This is a genomic window from Flavobacterium aciduliphilum, from assembly GCF_003268855.1.
Lineage (GTDB): Bacteria > Bacteroidota > Bacteroidia > Flavobacteriales > Flavobacteriaceae > Flavobacterium > Flavobacterium aciduliphilum.
The window spans coordinates 22,396-41,659 of record NZ_QLSZ01000007.1 but is presented as its reverse complement, the minus strand read 5'-3'; the positions used below and the strand labels follow the sequence as shown (position 1 = coordinate 41,659).

Sequence of the window (19,264 nt, the reverse complement as noted above, 5' to 3'; positions counted from 1 at the left end):
CAAGTACATCTTACTTCTTTTGTCTATTTGAGGTACAAATGGAACTTGAAAAAGCCAGACAAATTTTAAAACAAGTAAATGCAAAACAATACACCGATGATGAAATTAAGGAAATTCTAAAATTCTTAAACATTTTAGCCAAAGTTTCAATCGACAACATTTTAAAAAAGCAATAAAGATGGATAATGTAATTCTATATGTTAGAGTTTCAACTGATGAACAAGCTGGTAGAGGCTATTCTCTTCGAGACCAAGAACAAAAATTAATGACTTACTGCCAAACAAATAATTTGAATATTATAGCAATTTACCGTGAGGATTATTCAGCTAAAACATTTAAAAGACCTGAATTTAAGAAGTTATTAGATTTTTGTAAAAAAAACAAAAAAAGTGTTAACCAAGTCATCTTTATCAAATGGGATAGATTCTCTCGTAATACAGCAGAATCATATCAAATGATAGCTACTTTCAACGCACTAGCCATTCGAGTAAATGCTATAGAACAGCCGCTTGATTTAACGATTCCTGAACAAGGATTAATGCTTGCTGTATATCTTTCTATACCTGAAGTGGAAAATCATCGCCGCTCGTTAAATGTTACCTCAGGAATGCGTAGAGCATTAAAAGAAGGACGATACATGGGAAGTGCTCCTCTTGGTTATGATAACGGAAGAGATAGCGCTAAAAAACCACTATTAATCCCGAATAAAGATGCTGTATTAATTCAAGAAGCATTTGAACTCATGGCAACGGGTATATATAATCAAAAAGAAGTGCTTATCAAACTTAAAACAAAGGGGTTAAAAAGTAGTAAAACTCCTTTTTCTAATCTATTGAAAAATCCAATTTATTATGGAGGTATTTTCATAAAAGCATACAAAGATGAAAAAGAAACTATTATTAATGGATTGCATGAGCCAATTATAACAAAATCACTTTTTGATAAAGTACAGGATATTCTCAACAATAGAAGACAAAAACATCATACCAAACACAAAAAATTAAACGATAAATTTCCTTTAAAAGGTTTTTTACTTTGTCCAGTATGTAATAACCCATTAACAGCAAGTACCTCTAAAGGAAGAACAAAACATTATTCCTATTATCATTGTATTAGCCCTTGTAATGGAAGATATGTCCTTGAAGAAGTTAGTCAGTGGTTTAATGATTTTCTTGATAGCATATCCCTTAATGGTCCAATAAAGAAACTATTTGAAGAAGTCGTAAAAGAACAACTTTCAGAAAAAGCGGAATCAAACAAATTAGGCCCTAAACATTTTGAACAAATCAAAAAAATTGAGCAAAAATTAGAACGATTACAAGACATGTATGTAGATGGTGAAATCGAGAAATCTGACTATCAAACTACTAAAATACGCTATGAAAATATAGTTACAGAATTAAAAGAAAAAGAAAAAAATGATTTTGATGAAAAAGTGTTATTTGATTTGTATCAAAAAGCCATAAATAAAATGGAATCTATTGAAAAACAATACAATAATGCTGATATTGAAGGAAAAAGGCTATTACTTGGTTCGATATTTCCAAATAAAATCCACTTTGAAAATAAAAAAGTTCGAACCGCTGATGTAAATCCAATATTAAATGAAATTTCCAGTATTAACAAGGCCTACCGAGGGATAAAAAAATGGGACAAATCTAAAAAATTAGACATGTCCCATAGAGTGACCGCGAAGGGATTCGAACCCCCAACCCTCAGAGCCGAAATCTGATATTCTATCCAGTTGAACTACGCAGCCATATTACAATAACACGTTTTGAATTACAAATTGTGAATCATAATCCAAAACTGATAATTTTTTAAACTAATAATTTTTTAACTATCGCTGAAATAACTTTCCCTTCAGCTTGGCCACCAATTTGAGCAGTTGCTGCAGCCATTACTTTCCCCATTGAAGCAATTCCCGATGCACCTGTTTCCGTAATGATCTTAGAAACTATAGCCTCAATTTCTGTTTCTGAAAGTTGTGCGGGTAAAAATTGCTCAATAACCTTAATTTGAGCCAACTCAGGTTCTGCTAAATCAGGACGGTTTTGAGAAGTAAAAATTTCAGCACTATCTTTTCGCATTTTTACCAAACGTTGTAAAATTTTAATTTCATCAGCTTCTGTAATTTCTTCTTTAGAACCTGAAGCCGTTTGTGCTAATAGAAGCTCAGATTTAATGGCACGTAACGCCTCAAGCGCTATGGTATTTTTTGAACGCATAGCTTCTTTCATCACGTCCATAATTTTAGTTTGTAAACTCATAATATGATATTATCGGTTTATTGTATTTAAATGCGCTACAAAGATAAAAAAAATAACCCGAAAATTCAATCGAACTTTCGGGCTATTCCATTTAATTAACTTGATGATCAATCTACATTATCGTGTAAGAATGAATTATTAGAACGTAATTGAATATCATCATTACTATCTAATCCTAAAGACATTCTTGAATTGTTATTTAATGAATTGTTTTCAGTTAAATCAACACCCAACCTTTTGTACGCAGGTTCTTTTTCCATTTCATCAATTCGAGACGGATTGTTATGAAATTTATAATTAAATTCTTTTAACTTTCTTCGTCTTTCATCGGCACGCATTTTTAAGGTTTCTTCTATTGTCATTTCTACTGGAGAAATTTCATCACTTGTATGGGTTGCATAAGAAGGTTTCGCTGGCTCTGCCACTTTCATTGTGATGTTTAAAGCTTCCTCAACTGGCTCTTCTTTAATTTCAGCTTTAGGTTTTGATCCTAATAACTCATTTTCAACTTCCATATATTCTTCCAAAGAATATCGAATCACCCCGTCTTTTAATTCGGTTACAGGGACAAATTCAATCGGCTCATTTACTTGAATTTCTTTGGTTTCTGCAGTTAAATCAAAAACTATTTTCTCACTTTTTTCTGTTGTTTCTACCGATTTTGAAACGGGTAAGTCAAATGAAAAGGTAAATTGTTCTTCCTCTTTTACAGATTGAATTGGCGCAACATGTTGAACCGTTTTTGGTTCTTCTTTAATGAATGTAGAAAAATTAAGATCGATATCCTGAATTGGTGATACAATTTCGAATGTTACATCTAAATTTTTTATAAACTCATTCATTGCAATCAAATCATTTTCAGCTTTGGGTGCTGGCTCAGATTTCATTTCGTTTTCAATAAGTTCAAAAACAATTTTCTCTTCTTTAACTTCGGCAGGAACTTCAATTGGATTCTCTACCTTCACTTGAAAAAAATCAACAGGTTTTTGAGTTAAATCATGTACCAATTTTTGTTCATCTTCCAAAGAATGAATAATCTTTTTTACCTCTGTATTGATGATCTCATCTTGTTGTTCAACATTAAAACCCGTAGCAATAATTGTAACAGCTACTGAATCACCCAAACTTTCATCCTCTCCAACTCCCATAATGATGTTGGCGTTATGACCTGCTTCTGCTTGGATGTGCTCGTTAATTTCAGCAATCTCATCCATAGTGATTTCATTAGAACCTGAAACGATAAGCAACAATACGTTTTTAGCTCCAGTGATTTTATTATCGTCCAACAACGGAGAATCTAAAGCTGCAATAATTGCTTCTTTTGCTCTGTTTTCACCCGATGCTGTTGCAGACCCCATGATAGCCGTTCCACTGTTGTGAAGTACTGTTTTCACATCTCTCAAGTCAATATTTTGAGTATAATGATGTGTAATTACCTCTGCAATTCCTCTCGAAGCCGTAGACAAGACTTCGTCTGCTTTAGAAAATCCCGCTTTGAATCCTAGGTTTCCATATACTTCACGCAACTTGTTATTGTTAATTACAATTAACGAATCGACTTGTTTGCGTAATTTTTCAATCCCAACTTTAGCTTGGTCTTGTCGCACTTTACCTTCAAAAGAAAATGGTAAGGTTACAATACCTACTGTTAAAATTTCTCGCTCTTTTGCTAATTGTGCAATTACTGGCGCGGCTCCTGTTCCTGTTCCGCCACCCATTCCTGCAGTGATAAAAACCATTTTGGTGTTGCTATCCAACATTTTTTCAATTTCACCAACACTTTCAATAGCCGATTGTTGCCCAACATCTGGATTTGCTCCTGCTCCTAATCCTTCCGTTAGATTAACACCTAACTGAATTTTATTAGGAACCGGACTGTTTTGTAATGCTTGTGAATCTGTATTACAAACAATAAAATCTACTCCGTTGATTCCTTGCTTAAACATGTGATTAATTGCATTACTACCTCCACCACCTACACCAATAACTTTAATAACATTTGATTGATTTTTTGGCAAATCAAATGAAATACTTCCAAATTCTGAGTTGCTTATCATACTATTTTGGTTTTACTTATTCTTATCTCTTTTATCTACTTATTCCGCTTTGTCTAAAAAGTCTTTCACTTTATCGACCCATTTATCAAAAAAGTTCTTTCCAGTATCTTCCTGACTAGGAACATCTGTACTTTCTTTGATTTCTTTTACAGGTTCTTGTATCGCTTCACTTTCATTTTTTACATCTTCTATTACACTAGGTTCTTCCATTATGGGTCGGGCAATAGGTTTAGTTTTGACTGGAACTTTATTAGAAACTTCCAATTTGTAAGCGCTTTGCGTACGATTATCAATACTTTTCATAACCAATCCCACGGCAGTAGCATATAACGGACTTGATATTTCCTCGCTCGAATTTCCTGCCAAATGCTCATTAGGATAACCAATGCGTGTATCCATCCCTGTAATGTATTCTACCAATTGCTTGATGTGTTTCAATTGCGCACCACCACCTGTCAGCACAATTCCAGCAATTAATTTTTTTCTAGGATCTTCATGACCATAGGTTTTGATTTCGGTGTAAACTTGTTCAATAATCTCAACAACTCTGGCATGAATTATTTTTGACAAATTTTTTAACGAAATTTCTTTAGGTTCTCTCCCTCTCAAACCAGGTATAGAAACAATTTCATTATCTTTATTTTCTCCTGGCCATGCCGAACCAAATTTAACTTTCAATAACTCGGCTTGTTTTTCTATGATTGAGCAACCTTCTTTGATATCCTCGGTAATGACATTGCCTCCAAAAGGAACGACAGCTGTATGTCTGATGATGCCATCTTTAAAAATAGCCAAATCCGTAGTTCCTCCTCCAATGTCAATTAATGCTACTCCAGCCTCTTTTTCTTCCTGACTCAAAACAGCATCGGCAGAAGCTAGTGGCTCCAAATTAATGCCAGACAATTCGATTCCTGAACTTTGCACACATCTTCCTACGTTTCGAATGGATAATGCCTGACCCACAACGACATGAAAACTAGCTTCCAGTCTTCTACCATACATTCCTACAGGTTCTTTTATTTCAGACTGTCCATCAATTTTATATTCTTGTGGTAAAACATGTATAATTTCCTCACCTGGCAACATGGCCAATTTATTTACCTGCTCAATGAGCTGTTGTATGTCTTTTTCACTAATTACCTCTTCATAATTAGTTCTACTAATATAATCTGAATGTTGAATACTTCTGATATGTTGTCCTGCAATTCCGACTACTACGTCATTGATTCTATAACCAGAATTTTCTTCGGCTTCACTCACGGCTTGTTGAATAGACTGAATCGTTTGGGTTATGTTATTCACAACACCACGTGCTACGCCTAAACTTTTGGCTTTTCCAAGACCCAAGATTTCAAGTTTACCATACTCATTCTTCTTACCAATCATGGCAACAATCTTTGTGGTACCTATATCTAAACCAACCGCTATGTTTTCTCTATTCTCCATAGTATTCATATTCTGCAAAAGCAATACTTAATCTAACTTAATCTTTTTATCTTGTACAAACCACTTGCTTTGTGAATCTTAAATTTATCTTTTTGTATTTAACTAATGAACTATCTGTTATCGCTTTTTGAAAAAATGCTTTATAATTTTTAAACTTACTGTCAACATGCATCATTCTTCCAAACTCAATTTGATAATCAAAGTTTCTATTATACATCTCTAAATCATTTTCTGGAGTAATTTGAACCCCGATGATATTCTTTTTTAGAAAGTCATCATCATAAATTTTTTTCAAAACTGCTGCTAAAGATTTTCTGTTTTTATTGGTAATTGTTCCCGAAACTAATGGCACATGCGCCGTTGTCACATCGGAAAGTGGCATAAGAACACCCTTATCATCAATATAAAAAGAACTTTCATCATTAAAAACTCTACCAATAGGTGTTCTTGGCTTTACTTCAGCTCTTAAAACACCATCTACTGTAACATAAACCTCTGATTTTTCAACCAAAGGATATTTGTTAACAGATTGCTCCATTTTGTCCAAATTTAAGTGCTCTTTTTTAATACCTGACACAAGGCTTCTATTTTCTATTAACAATTTATTAACCATCTCTTTTTTTATAAACCCTTGATTTTCGCCTACAAAAACGATATCGCATTTTTTTATTTCCCGCTGCGCATTTCTTTTGTATGAAAAAGAATATAAAAAAACGACTAAGACAAGCATTAGAAAAAGTCGTATGAAATACCAGTTAAAAAATTTCATAAAAGTGCTTTTTTTATAGATAAAACCATTTCTCCAATATCCCCTGCTCCAATAGTCACAATTACTTGAGCCTCTGAGGTTACCAGTACCTCTATCAAATCTTTTTTAGCAATTAATTGTTTCGATGTATTGGTTATTTTAGACAACAACCAAGATGATGTTACACCTTCAATAGGCTGCTCTCGCGCAGGATATATATCTAATAATATAATCGAATCAAATTGAGACAATACCTGAGCAAAATCATCTGCAAAATCTTGAGTTCTACTAAACAAATGCGGTTGAAAAACAGCAAGTATCTTTTTTCCAGGATATAACTCTCTTACAGCTTGATGAACAGCATTGATCTCAGTAGGATGGTGTGCATAATCATCGATATATACTTTATTTTCGGTATTAATTTGATACGAAAATCTTCTTTGAACCCCTTTAAAGGAGGCCAATGCCTTGCAAATTAGAGCTGTTTCGACACCATAGGTTTTAGCCATAGCCAATGCCATCAAAGCATTCATCAAATTGTGATGCCCCGGAAGCCTAAACGCAATATCTTTAATAACTTCTGATGGCGTTTGAACATCAAAAACATAACTGCTGTCTTGAACTCTGATATTATATGCTTTGAAAGTAGCATCATTGTTAATCGCAATGGTTAACCCATCTAAATCAAGCCCTTTGGGAACAAACATTTTTGATTTATCTGCTACTTTATCTGCAAACGCTCTAAAAGATTCTTCAATTGCCTTTTTATCACCATAAATATCCAAATGGTCCGCATCCATTGAGGTGACACATGCAATATCAGGATGTAAATGTAAAAAGGAACGATCAAATTCGTCTGCCTCAACTACGGAAATTGTTTTCCCGGTTCCTATTAAATTTGAATGGTAATTTTCAACAATCCCTCCCAAAAAAGCAGTCACATCAAGTCCGCTTTCATATAAAATATGACCCAAAATACTCGATGTGGTCGTCTTCCCATGTGTTCCTGCAACAGCAAAACAAAACGTATCTTTTGTGATAAGCCCCAAGACCTCTGCGCGTTTTTTTATGACGTAATCACGTTCTGTGAAATAATTCCATTCGGCATGAGAAATAGGTACAGCAGGAGTGACAATAACCAATGTGTTATCCACAAAATAGTCTTTTGGAATTTGTTGAATATCATCGTCAAAGTGAATCGTTATCCCTTCAGCAATCAATTCATTTGTGAGTGTAGTTGGTGTTTTATCATACCCTGCTACTTGTTTACCAATATTTTTAAAATACCGTGCCAAAGCGCTCATTCCGATGCCGCCAACACCAATAAAATAGACATTATGTATTTGGTTCAGATTCATTTTTTTAAGTCTTAAATTTTGAAAACCTTACAGTTCACAAGCCATCCCTGATTACTTTCGTCTTTCGAGTAATTTTGTTATCTCTTCAACAATATCTTTTGTTGCATTAGGTTTTGCCAATTTCTTAATATTTTGACGTAATGCTTGTTGTAAGCTTTCATTAGCCATCAAATCAGAAAATATCGTTTTAAATTTTTCGTCCAATTCGTTCTCTTTAATCAAAATCGCACCATTTTTTTCTACTATTGCTCGAGCATTCTTGGTTTGATGATCTTCAGCTACATTTGGTGATGGAATAAAGATTGTAGGTTTTCCTACCAAGCATAATTCTGATACCGACGAGGCTCCAGCACGAGAAATTACAATATCTGAAGCGGCATAAATCAAATCCATTCTATCAATAAAAGACACAACATGTACATTTTCGTGTTCGTTATATTTCTTGTATTCTTCAAAATATAATTTTCCACACTGCCAATAGACTTGTACGCCAGAAGCCAAAAGGAAATCCAATTCTTTTTCAATTAATTGGTTTACTCTACGAGCACCCAAACTTCCTCCGAGAATTAATAATGTTTTTTTAGAATTATTTAATTTAAAATACGAAATACCTTCCGCTCTTTTACTATCAATATCCAATAAATCTTGACGCACCGGATTCCCAGTAAACACTATTTTATTTTTTGGAAAAAATGACTCTAAATGATCATAAGCAACACAAACTTTTTGGGCTTTTCTACTCAAAATTTTATTTGTGATTCCTGGATAAGAATTTTGCTCTTGAATAACCGTTGGAATCTGAGCTTTGTTAGCCACTTGCAATAACGGGCCGCTGGCAAATCCTCCAGTTCCAATCACAACATCTGGCTTAAACTTTTTAATTATTCTTTTTGATTTCCATAAACTGCTTATTAATTTTAATGGAAACATCATATTTTGCCATGTGATTTTTCGTTGTAACCCTGCAATCCAAAGCCCTTCAATTGGATAGCCCGCTTGAGGAACTTTCTGCATTTCCATTTTATCATTAGCTCCAACAAAAAGAAATTCTGCATCAGGAAAACGTTGCTTCAATTCATTTGCAATCGCAATGGCTGGGTATATATGCCCTCCAGTACCTCCACCACTTAATATGAATTTATAGTTTTTCATGGTTTTCTTTTTATTGTTCTACAATGGAATACGAATCGTCTTCTGAAAGCGATGAATTTTCTTGTTCTTCATCTTCTTTCAATTGTTGATCTATTAATTTACGTAAGGCTTCTTCTCTTTTCTCTTTTTCAGCGATTTCTTGTGCAATTTCTTCGTCTTTTTTAGTCACACTCAAAATGATACCAATTGCGACACAAGTCATCCAAATCGAGCTTCCTCCAGAACTTATTAATGGCAAAGTTTGTCCGGTTACAGGCAATAACTCAACTGCTACTCCCATATTAATGAGCGCTTGAAAAACGATTGGAAATCCGAGCCCTACCACCACCAACTTTCCAAAAAGTGTTGAAGCTTTGTGGGCAGCAATGATAAATCGAAAGAGGAGTAACATGTATAAACCTAAAATTGTGAGTGCACCAAAAAGTCCGTATTCTTCTACAATAATTGCAAAAATAAAATCGGAAGAGGACTGTGGCAAAAAGTTCTTCTGAACACTTTTCCCTGGACCTAAACCATAAAGACCTCCTGTGGCTATTGCAGTTTTTGCTCGTTCTATTTGGTAATACTCATCGGAATTCTTTCCTTCTTCATTTTTATTGAAGAAATTTCCCATTCTTTTTTCCCATGTTTGAACCCTGTTAGGAAATGCACCAGGAAACGCTTTAACAACTAAGATAAAGAACAATAAACTCACCAATCCTGCCCCAAGTATCACTCCAATATACTTTATAGGATATTTTCCGATAAAGGAAAGCATAATAACCATAGCAAATATTAACGCGGCTGTCGAAAAATTGGCAGGTAAAATGAGTATTAATGTGATAAAAACAGGAATCCAAAGTTCAAAAAATGACGCTTTAAATGACGGTGGTATTTCTCGTGATTTTGACAAATAACGCGCCACGTATACATACAAAACAATAGCTGCCAATGTGGAGGTTTGAAAAGATATTCCAATAAAAGGAATTTGAAGCCACCGACTGGCATTTGCACCCTCGATTACCGTACCTTTAACCAAAGTATAGACCAACAATAACCAAATAAGCGGTAAAAAAACTATCGAAATTCCCCTTAAATAATGATAGGGTATTTTATGAATTTGATAAATAATCAAAAAACCAATAAAAATATGAACTGCATGTTTGATTAAATAAGTAAGGGCATTCCCTGAGCCATGACGCATGTAAGCCAAATTACTACTTGCACTAAAAACAGGCATAAACGAGAACAACGCCAATAGGGCTACAAAAGCCCAAATCACTTTATCTCCTTTTAAACTGTTTATAATTTCTTTCATATTTTACTGGACAAAAAATGCCTGATTTCTATAAATTTTTAACTTCTCTTTTGAATTGATTTCCTCGATCTTCATAATTTTCAAACAAGTCGAAACTAGCACAAGCAGGCGACAAAAGCACGGTATCTCCTTTTTCGGTCATGTGCTTTGCTGTATTCACTGCATCATGCATATTATCCACCTCGACCATCAAATCGACAACATTTCCAAAAGCCTCAATAATTTTCTTATTATCAATACCAAGACAAATAATTGCTTTTACTTTTTCTCGCACCAAGGGCATTAACTCAGAATAATCATTTCCTTTATCAACCCCTCCGACAATCCAAACCGTTGGAGTGGTCATGCTATCAAGGGCAAAAAAAGCTGCATTGACATTCGTAGCTTTACTATCATTGATGTATTGCACATTCTGAATTTTAAGCACTTTTTCTAAGCGATGTTCCACACCTTGAAAATTAGACAAACTTTCACGAATGGTCTGCTTTCTAATCTTCATAAGCTGTGCAACTGTAGTCGCTGCCATAGCATTTTTCATATTATGCTTTCCTTCTAAAGCAATTTGATCGGTTTCAATTAAAAATTCTTCGTTGTTGATGTTAATTTCCATAGTATTATCTTTTAAAAAGGCTCCATTTTCTATCATTTTAGAAACCGAAAACGGAATTAATTGTGCTTTCACTGTATTTTTTTTTAACCATTCATTCGAAGCTTCATCATCAGCATCATAAATCAGATAATCTGCCTCGGTTTGGTTCATTGTTATTCTAAATTTTGAATTGATATAATTTTGATAATCATATTCATATCGATCTAAATGATCGGGACTAATGTTGGTAAGAATTGCCACATGTGGTTTATAGTGGACAATTCCATCCAATTGAAAACTACTCAATTCCAACACATAGTAATCATAAGCATCGTCAGCCACCTGCCAGGCAAAACTTTTTCCGATATTTCCTCCAAGTCCCACATTCAATCCCCCTTGCTTGAGTAAATGATACGTAAGCATTGTTGTAGTTGTTTTTCCGTTACTTCCTGTAATCCCAATGGTTATAGCCTCTGTAAATTGACACGCAAACTCAATTTCTGAAATAACAGGAATATTCTTAGCCACTAGCTTTTTAACAATGGGAGCTTTATCAGGAATACCTGGACTTTTCATGACAACATCAGCATTCAATATGAGCGCTTCTGTGTGTTGCTCATCTTCCCAAGCAATTTCATTAAGTATGAGAACTTCTCTATAATTTTCTTTGATTTTTCCAAAATCGGATACAAACACATCGTAGCCTTTTTTCTTACCAAGAATGGCTGTTCCTACACCACTTTCGCCGCCGCCAAGAATCACTAACCTTTTCATTATCTTAATTTTAAGGTTACAATTGAAACAATCGCAAGTAATATGGTCACAATCCAAAAGCGTGTTACAATTTTACTCTCGTGATATCCTTTCTTTTGATAGTGATGATGCAAGGGTGACATTAAAAATATTCTTCGCCCTTCGCCAAATCGTTTTTTGGTGTATTTGAAATAGGTAACTTGGATAATTACTGAAGCGCTTTCTGCAAAAAAGATAGCACACAATACTGGTAATAACATTTCTTTACGAACCGAAATTGCTAGTACCGCAATGATTCCACCGATAGTTAAACTGCCTGTATCTCCCATAAAAACAGAGGCTGGATAGGAATTATACCATAAAAATCCTATCAATGCTCCCACAAATGCTGCGATAAATACGGTCATTTCTCCTGAATTTGGAATATACATTACATTTAAATAACTCGATAGTATAATATTTCCGGATATAAAAGTAAAAATTCCCAAAGCCAGTACCGAAATAGCGGAAGTTCCCGCAGCCAAACCATCGATACCGTCTGTTAGATTTGCCCCATTAGAAACTGCTGTAATAATGAATATTACAATTGGAATAAAAACAAGCCAAGCCCATTTTTGATAGTCTTCCGTAAAGGGTTCTAATATTTTTGCATATTCCAGTTCATTATTTTTAGTAAAAGGAATCGTTGTAATCGTCGATTTATATTCTTTAGCGGGTTGACTGATAACATTTTCTATTCTGTTGAATGTAATGGGTTTAGACGATTTCTCTCTCACCGTAACCGATGGATTGAAATAAAGTACCGAACCAACAATAATTCCCAATCCAACCTGTCCTATAACTTTGAAAATTCCTTTTAATCCTTGTTTATCTTTTTTAAAGATCTTGATATAATCATCAATAAATCCTATGGTACCCATCCATAATGTGGTTACAATCAATAAAATGATGTATATATTATTGAGTTTCGTGAGCAATAAAACTGGGATTAGCGTTGCAAAAATGATGATTAAACCACCCATCGTAGGCGTTCCAGCTTTTTGAGTTTGCCCTTCAAGACCTAATTCTCTAACCGTTTCCCCTACTTGTTGATTACGCAAAAAAGTAATAATTTTTTTACCATAAATAGTAGACAACATCAATGATAAAATTAAGGCTAATGCCGATCGAAATGTTATATACTGAAATACTCCTGTACCTGGAATATCTAATGTTTTATCTAAATATTCAAAAATATAATACAACATAAGTTTTAGTTTATTTGTTTAACAATTCAAGATATTCTTTTACGATTTTCATGTCGTCAAAATCGTAACGAACACCATTGATTTCTTGATATGTTTCATGTCCTTTTCCCGCAATTAAAATGATATCATTGGGATTAGCCATTTGACACGCTGTTTTAATAGCTTGTTTTCTATCTGAAATAGAAACCGTTTTTTTATAATTCTGTGGAGCTACTCCTGCCTCCATTTCTGCAATAATGGTATCGGGATTTTCAGTTCTCGGATTATCAGAAGTAATAACGACTTTATCACTCCCCTCAGATGCAATATGGGCCATTATTGGTCTTTTGGTTTTGTCACGGTCTCCGCCACATCCTACCACGGTAATCAATTGCTCATTTTTAGTTCTGATATTGTTAATAGTATGCAATACATTTTCTAACGCATCAGGAGTGTGAGCATAATCTACTATTGCTGTGATTTTAGTATCAGATACTATAAATTGGAATCGTCCTGAAACACTTTCTAATTCAGACAACAGTCGTAGAACTTCATTTTTTTCCAATCCTAATTCAACCGCTGTTCCATAAATCGCGAGTAAATTGTAGGCATTAAAAGTTCCAATTAATTTTACCCAAACCTCATTATCATTGATTTTCAACAACAATCCCGACAATTGATTTTCTAAAATTTGTGCTCTATAATCGGCATACGATTTTAACGCATAGGTTAATTTTCTCGCATGGGTATTCTGCAACATGATTAAACCATTTTTATCGTCACTATTTACTAACGCAAATGCAGATTTAGACAAAAAGTCGAAAAAGGATTTCTTCACATCTCTATAATCACCGAAAGTAGGATGATAATCTAAATGATCGTGCGTCAAATTAGTAAAAACACCTCCTTCAAAAACAAGCCCTTCGGTTCTTTTTTGATGAATGCCATGAGAACTTACTTCCATAAAACAAAACTCACACCCTAGTTCCATCATTTCGTTTAAATAATAATTTATTGTCAACGAATCTGGGGTAGTATGTGTCGCTTTGTATTCTTGTTTATCCACCATAATTTTTACAGTCGACAAAAGCCCTACTTTATATCCTGCGTTTTTAAACAATTGATACAACAACGATGCTATGGTTGTTTTTCCGTTGGTTCCTGTTATTCCTACTAATCGTACCTTTGAAGACGGATTATCATAATAATTTGTGGCCATAATTGCCAGTGCCGAGTTAGTATCTGACACCACAATATAACATACTTGCTCTTCAATTTTTGTGGGTAATGTATCACACACTACTGCTACAGCACCCTTGGCTATTGCTTTATCAATAAAATCATGCCCGTTTGAAAGCGTACCACGAATAGCAACAAAAACATCCTTGTCTTCAATTTTTCTAGAATCAAATTCCACTTTATTGATAGTAAGATCTGTAGTTCCTTTTACCGACTCAATAGCTACTTTATATAATAGGTCTTTCAATAATTTCATAACGGTTTCTTATGATAATTCCAATACAATAACAGTGTTTTTGCTGATGAATGCTCCTGCTTGAATGGATTGGTTTTTTACTTTTCCAACGCCTTTGACTTTGACTTTGACTCCAAGATTTCCCAGTAAAGCCACAGCATCCATACCTGGCATTCCTTTTACATTTGGAATTTTATTTTTTGTTGTTATAGCTTTATCAAAGTATTCTTTATATTTTATTTCTTGTAAGGGAATTGGTCTATTTAAATTTTTAATTTCATTTGTCGAAGGGGCGTCCGTAAAAATCTTTTGAGCAATTCTCTTAAAAACAGGTCCAGCCACATCTGCTCCATAGTAATTGTTTTTGGATGTATTGGGCTTATGAACTACCACAATGCATGAATATTTTGGATTTTCTACTGGAAAGAACCCTACAAAAGAGGAAATGTAATGTTTCTCAGACCCTCCATTTACAGCATAGTTTGCTTGTGCTGTTCCCGTTTTACCTGCCATTGAAAAATCTTTAGAATATAATTTCGCGCCAGTACCTCGTTTTACCACATTCTGCATCACAGCCTTTAGTTTTTTTATTGTCTCATCTGAACAGATTTTTGGATTAATCACTTGTTTGTCAAATTTCTTAATCGTTTTATTCCATTCTTTAATTTCTGAAACGAATTGCGGTTTTACCATCTCACCATTATTTGCAATAGCATTATACAATGTAAGAGTTTGCAAGGGCGTAACAGCCACACCATATCCAAAAGCCATCCAGGGAAGTGAAATGGCACTCCAACTTTTATCTGAAGGCTGAGGAATTTTTGACTTTCCTTCTCCTTGAAAAGGGAGTCCTAGAGGTTTATTCAAACCCATTTTATCAATTCTGTTCACAAATTCCTCTGGATTATTCTTGTAATTTTCGTAAACAGCCTGAACCATCACTGTATTAGAAGACACTTCAAACCCTCTAGCCAATGATATTTTTCCATACCCTCCTTCATGAGAATCACGTACTTTTCTTCCTCGATATTCTATAATTCCTCCGTGACTATCATAGACTTTACTAGTATCTATTTTATGATCGTCTAGCAAGGCTATCATATCGACTAATTTGAATGTCGACCCAGGTTCGTGTGCTTCTACAACAGCATAATTTATGGTTTCATAATAATTTCCTGTAGCTTCATCTCTTCCTAGATTTGATATCGCTTTGACATTTCCGGTTTTTGTTTCCATAACAACTACACAACCATGTTCGGCATCATATTCTTGAAGTTGTTTTAGAAGAGCATGATGTGCGATGTCTTGGATATACACATCTATAGTAGAAATAACATCATATCCATCTTGAGGGTCTACTTCATTTAGATCTCGAATGGGTTTCCATTGTCCTTTAGCAATTTTTTGCTTTAGTTCTTTTCCATCTTTTCCGTTTAGATATTTCCCAAAAGCGCCTTCTATACCGACACGCTTACGAACACCATCATCTATTCGGTCATATCCAATAGTACGCTCAGCAATTTTCCCAATAGGATGTTCTCTGACCGTTTTTTGTTCAACGATAATCCCTCCTTTATAGGCTCCTTTATTGAAAAGAGGCATTTTCTTTATTTTAGAATAATCAGTATAACTTAAATTCTCTGCAATTAAGACATATCTTAGATTGCTCGACTTTGCATTCTTAAGCAAAGAAAGATAGTAGGCACTTGGCTTTTTCAACAACTTAGACAAACAAATGGATAGCGAATCAACCGAGGTATCAAAATCTTTTTTATTGGGTGCTCCTGCATCAAATCGAATGGTGTATTTTGGAATTGAAGTCGCTAATAAACTTCCATCTGCTGAATAAATATTTCCTTTATTTGCGGGAATTACAAACGTTTTTACCGTTCTTTCTTTCGCCAATTTACGATAATAATCCCCCTCAACCCACTGAATATTTGTGAGTTTTACTGTAATGGCAACAGCAATCATTAAAATCATGAAAGCTACCAAATACATACGATAGGAAATATGTTTATCGTCTACTGCCATATTTTTTGAAAGAAACTTTTCTCTTCTGTTTTTTTAACTTTTATTTTTTGTGGGGGTACTTGCGAGGGCACTATACCTATTCTTTCCATTTTTTCAGAAACTGTAGATTCCATTCTCAACTTCATCAATTCCGAGCGTTTGTCTACAAATTCTGAGCGAAGTTCTTTTACTTCATTGGTTAAGTCTGCTATTTTGAAAATTTTTTGGTCATAACGGTGTGAGTTGGCAATCATTAAAATTGCCAAAAAAACAATATATAAGATGAAACGCCAGTTTTTTGTAGCGTCTTCATTCACTAGAAACCTAGCTTTTAATATATTATAAACTCCCCCTCTCATTATTTTTTTTCAGCGATTCTCAATTTTGCACTTCGGGCTCTATTATTTATTTTTATTTCCTCTTCAGATGGAACAATCAATTTCCCAATTACTTGAAAAGGAACATGGTAATTTCCATAAAAATCTCTTTCCGGCTCTCCTTCAAAAAGTCCATTTTTCATGAATCTTTTCACTAATCTATCTTCTAAAGAATGATACGAAATCACACTCAGTCTTCCTCCTGGCTTTAAAACCTCTAACGATTGCGTCAAAAATTCTTTCAACACTTCAATTTCTTGATTCACTTCAATTCGAATCGCTTGATAGATTTGAGCCAATACCTTATTTTTTACTTTTTCAGGCAAAAATCGATTTAAAACCAATTTCAATTCTTCACTAGTAACAATTGGCTTTTTTTCTCTGGCTTCAACAAGGGTTCGTGCCAAAGCAGGCGCTATTTTAAGTTCGGCATAGTCTAAAAAAATTCGCTTTAGCACAGCTTCATCATAATCGTTAATCACTTGATAAGCTGATAATTCATTTTTTTTACTCATTCTCATGTCTAAATCCGCTTCAAATCGCGTAGAAAATCCGCGTTCTGGCACATCAAACTGATGAGATGAAACACCTAAATCAGCCAATATTCCATCAACTTGCTTGATTCCATGAAATCGTAAAAAACGTTTCAAATACCTAAAATTTTCTTGTATTAACACAAAACGCTCATCCGATAAACTATTTTTTGCCGCGTCTTCGTCTTGATCAAAACCAAACAATTTTCCTGTATTGCCTAATCTTTTCAAAATCTCTTTAGAATGCCCACCGCCACCAAAAGTAACATCCACATACACCCCATTAGGCGTAATATTTAAGCCACCCACAGTTTCATTCAGCAATACCGAATTATGATATTCCATGTCCTTCATCATTAGTATTTCCCATTACTTCTTCTGCCAAGTCAGCAAAATCAAGAACCGAATCATCTATTGCTTTTTCATACAGTTCTTTATCCCAAATCTCAATAATATTTACCGCCGAGGAAAACACTATTTCTTTTGAAATTTGCGCAAAAAACATTAAATCTTTTGGAACTAAAAGTCGCCCTAAAGCATCAATCTCAATCACCTTAACTCCTGCAGTAAATCGTCTGATAAAATCATTATTCTTTTTTACGAAACGATTCAGCTTGTTAATTTTCCCCATCATCTCATTCCATTCATTCATAGGATACAACTCCAAACAAGGCTGAAAAACAGATCGTTTCAGCACAAAACCTTCCTGAATGGACGCAGCCAATTGCTTCTTCAAAGGAGCTGGGACCAACACCCTTCCTTTGTCGTCAATTTTACACTCGTATGTTCCGATTATCGTATTCAAAAAAATTGATTCATTGATTTCAGCAAAAATATAAAATTATTTACCACATTCTACCACTTTTTCCCATATTGTTAATAAGTTTTCCCACTAACTAAAATATTGATACTCTTACACTTTTCAATTTGATAAATATTTTAAAGCAAAAAGCCAAAATCATTACACTTTCAAAATCAAAATTCCTAAACATTATTATAAAAATGACAAAAATTCAATAAAAACCAAATTCACATCTTAACACTTTTTAGAAAAGAAAAACATTGAAATATTGACCATTAGCATGTATTACCTTAAAATCTCAACCCGCAAGAAATCACTTGAATCCTTAAATATTTTGTTAAACCCTATGTTTTACGATATAAAGAACTATATTTGTAACAATTGAAAAAAGAGCATACAAAAAATGGAATTTACCTCTAAAAATGACGGCAAATACAACTACATTGAAATAGGCGAAGGCACTCCAATAGTAATTTTACACGGACTCATGGGAGGACTTAGTAATTTTGAGGGTGTTGCGACACATTTTTCAAAAAATGGCTATAAAATTGTTATTCCTGAACTCCCCTTATACACTCAAAATATTTTAAAAACGAATGTCAAAGCATTTGCCCGTTATGTTAAAGATTTTATTACCTATAAAAAATTTGAACGGGTAATTTTACTCGGGAATTCATTAGGAGGACATATTGCGTTATACCACACTAAAATGTATCCTGAAAAAGTAGCAGGATTGGTCATAACAGGAAGTTCTGGATTGTATGAAAGTGCCATGGGAGATAGTTATCCCAAGAGAGGCGATTATGAGTACATCAAACAAAAAGCCGAAGCCGTTTTTTATGACCCAAAAGTGGCCACGAAAGAAATTGTTGACGAAGTCTTTGCTACGGTAAACGACCGCATTAAACTCATCAAAACGTTAGCGATTGCCAAAAGCGCTATCCGTCATAATATGGCGAAAGACTTACCCAAAATGCATGTTAAAACCTGTATCATTTGGGGTAAAAACGACAATGTAACACCACCAGATGTTGCGGAAGAGTTTCACAAATTAATGCCAAATTCTGATTTATATTGGATCGACAAATGTGGCCATGCAGCCATGATGGAACATCCCCATGAATTTAATCGTCTTTTACACGAATGGTTACAAAAAGTAAATCTATAAC

At 34.3% G+C, this 19,264-nt stretch carries 16 protein-coding genes and 1 tRNA gene; 2 read left to right on the top strand and 15 right to left on the bottom strand.

Annotation, left to right across the window (positions count from 1 at the left end; genetic code table 11):
* The first annotated feature begins 178 nt into the window (after positions 1–178).
* Positions 179–1,732, top strand: a complete 1,554-nt coding sequence (locus tag CLV55_RS13100; protein ID WP_394338242.1) for a recombinase family protein — start codon at positions 179–181, stop codon at positions 1,730–1,732.
* Here CLV55_RS13100 and CLV55_RS08510 read toward each other — a convergent pair.
* From CLV55_RS08510 to mraZ, 15 genes are all read right to left on the bottom strand, one after another.
* Positions 1,686–1,759 (bottom strand) — tRNA-Arg (locus CLV55_RS08510). The genes CLV55_RS13100 and CLV55_RS08510 overlap by 47 nt on opposite strands.
* Before the next feature lie 61 nt (positions 1,760–1,820).
* Positions 1,821–2,270, bottom strand: a complete 450-nt coding sequence (locus tag CLV55_RS08505; RefSeq protein ID WP_112113332.1) for a GatB/YqeY domain-containing protein — start codon at positions 2,268–2,270, stop codon at positions 1,821–1,823.
* Positions 2,271–2,377: 107 nt separating this feature from the next.
* A complete protein-coding gene (gene ftsZ / locus CLV55_RS08500; RefSeq protein ID WP_112113331.1) occupies positions 2,378–4,327 on the bottom strand; it encodes a cell division protein FtsZ in 1,950 nt (649 codons plus the stop codon).
* A 39-nt stretch (positions 4,328–4,366) separates the two neighbouring features.
* Positions 4,367–5,773: a cell division protein FtsA gene (ftsA, locus tag CLV55_RS08495; RefSeq protein WP_112113330.1), complete on the bottom strand. Its 1,407-nt coding sequence runs from the start codon at positions 5,771–5,773 to the stop codon at positions 4,367–4,369.
* 46 nt (positions 5,774–5,819) lie between these two features.
* Positions 5,820–6,542, bottom strand: a complete 723-nt coding sequence (locus tag CLV55_RS08490) for a cell division protein FtsQ/DivIB (RefSeq protein ID WP_112113329.1) — start codon at positions 6,540–6,542, stop codon at positions 5,820–5,822.
* Positions 6,539–7,879, bottom strand: coding sequence for a UDP-N-acetylmuramate--L-alanine ligase (gene murC / locus CLV55_RS08485; protein ID WP_112113328.1), 1,341 nt, complete (start codon positions 7,877–7,879; stop codon positions 6,539–6,541). The genes CLV55_RS08490 and murC overlap by 4 nt, the downstream gene beginning before the upstream one ends.
* A 51-nt stretch (positions 7,880–7,930) precedes the next feature.
* Positions 7,931–9,031: an undecaprenyldiphospho-muramoylpentapeptide beta-N-acetylglucosaminyltransferase gene (murG, locus tag CLV55_RS08480; RefSeq protein ID WP_112113327.1), complete on the bottom strand. Its 1,101-nt coding sequence runs from the start codon at positions 9,029–9,031 to the stop codon at positions 7,931–7,933.
* 10 nt (positions 9,032–9,041) lie between these two features.
* Positions 9,042–10,328: an FtsW/RodA/SpoVE family cell cycle protein gene (locus tag CLV55_RS08475; RefSeq protein ID WP_112113326.1), complete on the bottom strand. Its 1,287-nt coding sequence runs from the start codon at positions 10,326–10,328 to the stop codon at positions 9,042–9,044.
* A gap of 28 nt (positions 10,329–10,356) precedes the next feature.
* Positions 10,357–11,691 (bottom strand): UDP-N-acetylmuramoyl-L-alanine--D-glutamate ligase, encoded by a 1,335-nt coding sequence (gene murD, locus CLV55_RS08470; protein WP_112113325.1) that lies wholly within the window; start codon positions 11,689–11,691, stop codon positions 10,357–10,359.
* On the bottom strand, positions 11,691–12,917 hold the full coding sequence (gene mraY / locus CLV55_RS08465) for a phospho-N-acetylmuramoyl-pentapeptide-transferase (protein ID WP_112113324.1): 1,227 nt from the start codon (positions 12,915–12,917) through the stop codon (positions 11,691–11,693). The genes murD and mraY overlap by 1 nt, the downstream gene beginning before the upstream one ends.
* Positions 12,918–12,927: 10 nt before the next feature.
* Positions 12,928–14,391, bottom strand: a complete 1,464-nt coding sequence (locus CLV55_RS08460) for a UDP-N-acetylmuramoyl-L-alanyl-D-glutamate--2,6-diaminopimelate ligase (protein WP_112113323.1) — start codon at positions 14,389–14,391, stop codon at positions 12,928–12,930.
* Between the two features lie 9 nt (positions 14,392–14,400).
* Entirely contained in the window at positions 14,401–16,404 is a 2,004-nt protein-coding gene (locus CLV55_RS08455; protein ID WP_112113322.1) for a penicillin-binding transpeptidase domain-containing protein, read from the bottom strand.
* Positions 16,395–16,742: an FtsL-like putative cell division protein gene (locus CLV55_RS08450; protein ID WP_112113321.1), complete on the bottom strand. Its 348-nt coding sequence runs from the start codon at positions 16,740–16,742 to the stop codon at positions 16,395–16,397. Before CLV55_RS08450 ends, CLV55_RS08455 begins: the two co-directional genes overlap by 10 nt.
* The gene (gene rsmH / locus CLV55_RS08445) at positions 16,742–17,650 is read right to left on the bottom strand and encodes a 16S rRNA (cytosine(1402)-N(4))-methyltransferase RsmH (protein ID WP_211306489.1); all 909 of its coding nucleotides are present in this window, start codon (positions 17,648–17,650) and stop codon (positions 16,742–16,744) included. The genes CLV55_RS08450 and rsmH overlap by 1 nt, the downstream gene beginning before the upstream one ends.
* Entirely contained in the window at positions 17,625–18,098 is a 474-nt protein-coding gene (mraZ, locus tag CLV55_RS08440; protein ID WP_112113320.1) for a division/cell wall cluster transcriptional repressor MraZ, read from the bottom strand. Before mraZ ends, rsmH begins: the two co-directional genes overlap by 26 nt.
* A 400-nt stretch (positions 18,099–18,498) precedes the next feature.
* On the opposite strand from mraZ, the gene CLV55_RS08435 reads away from it, so the two are divergent.
* A complete protein-coding gene (locus CLV55_RS08435; protein ID WP_112113319.1) occupies positions 18,499–19,263 on the top strand; it encodes an alpha/beta fold hydrolase in 765 nt (254 codons plus the stop codon).
* The last annotated feature ends 1 nt before the right edge of the window (position 19,264 follow it).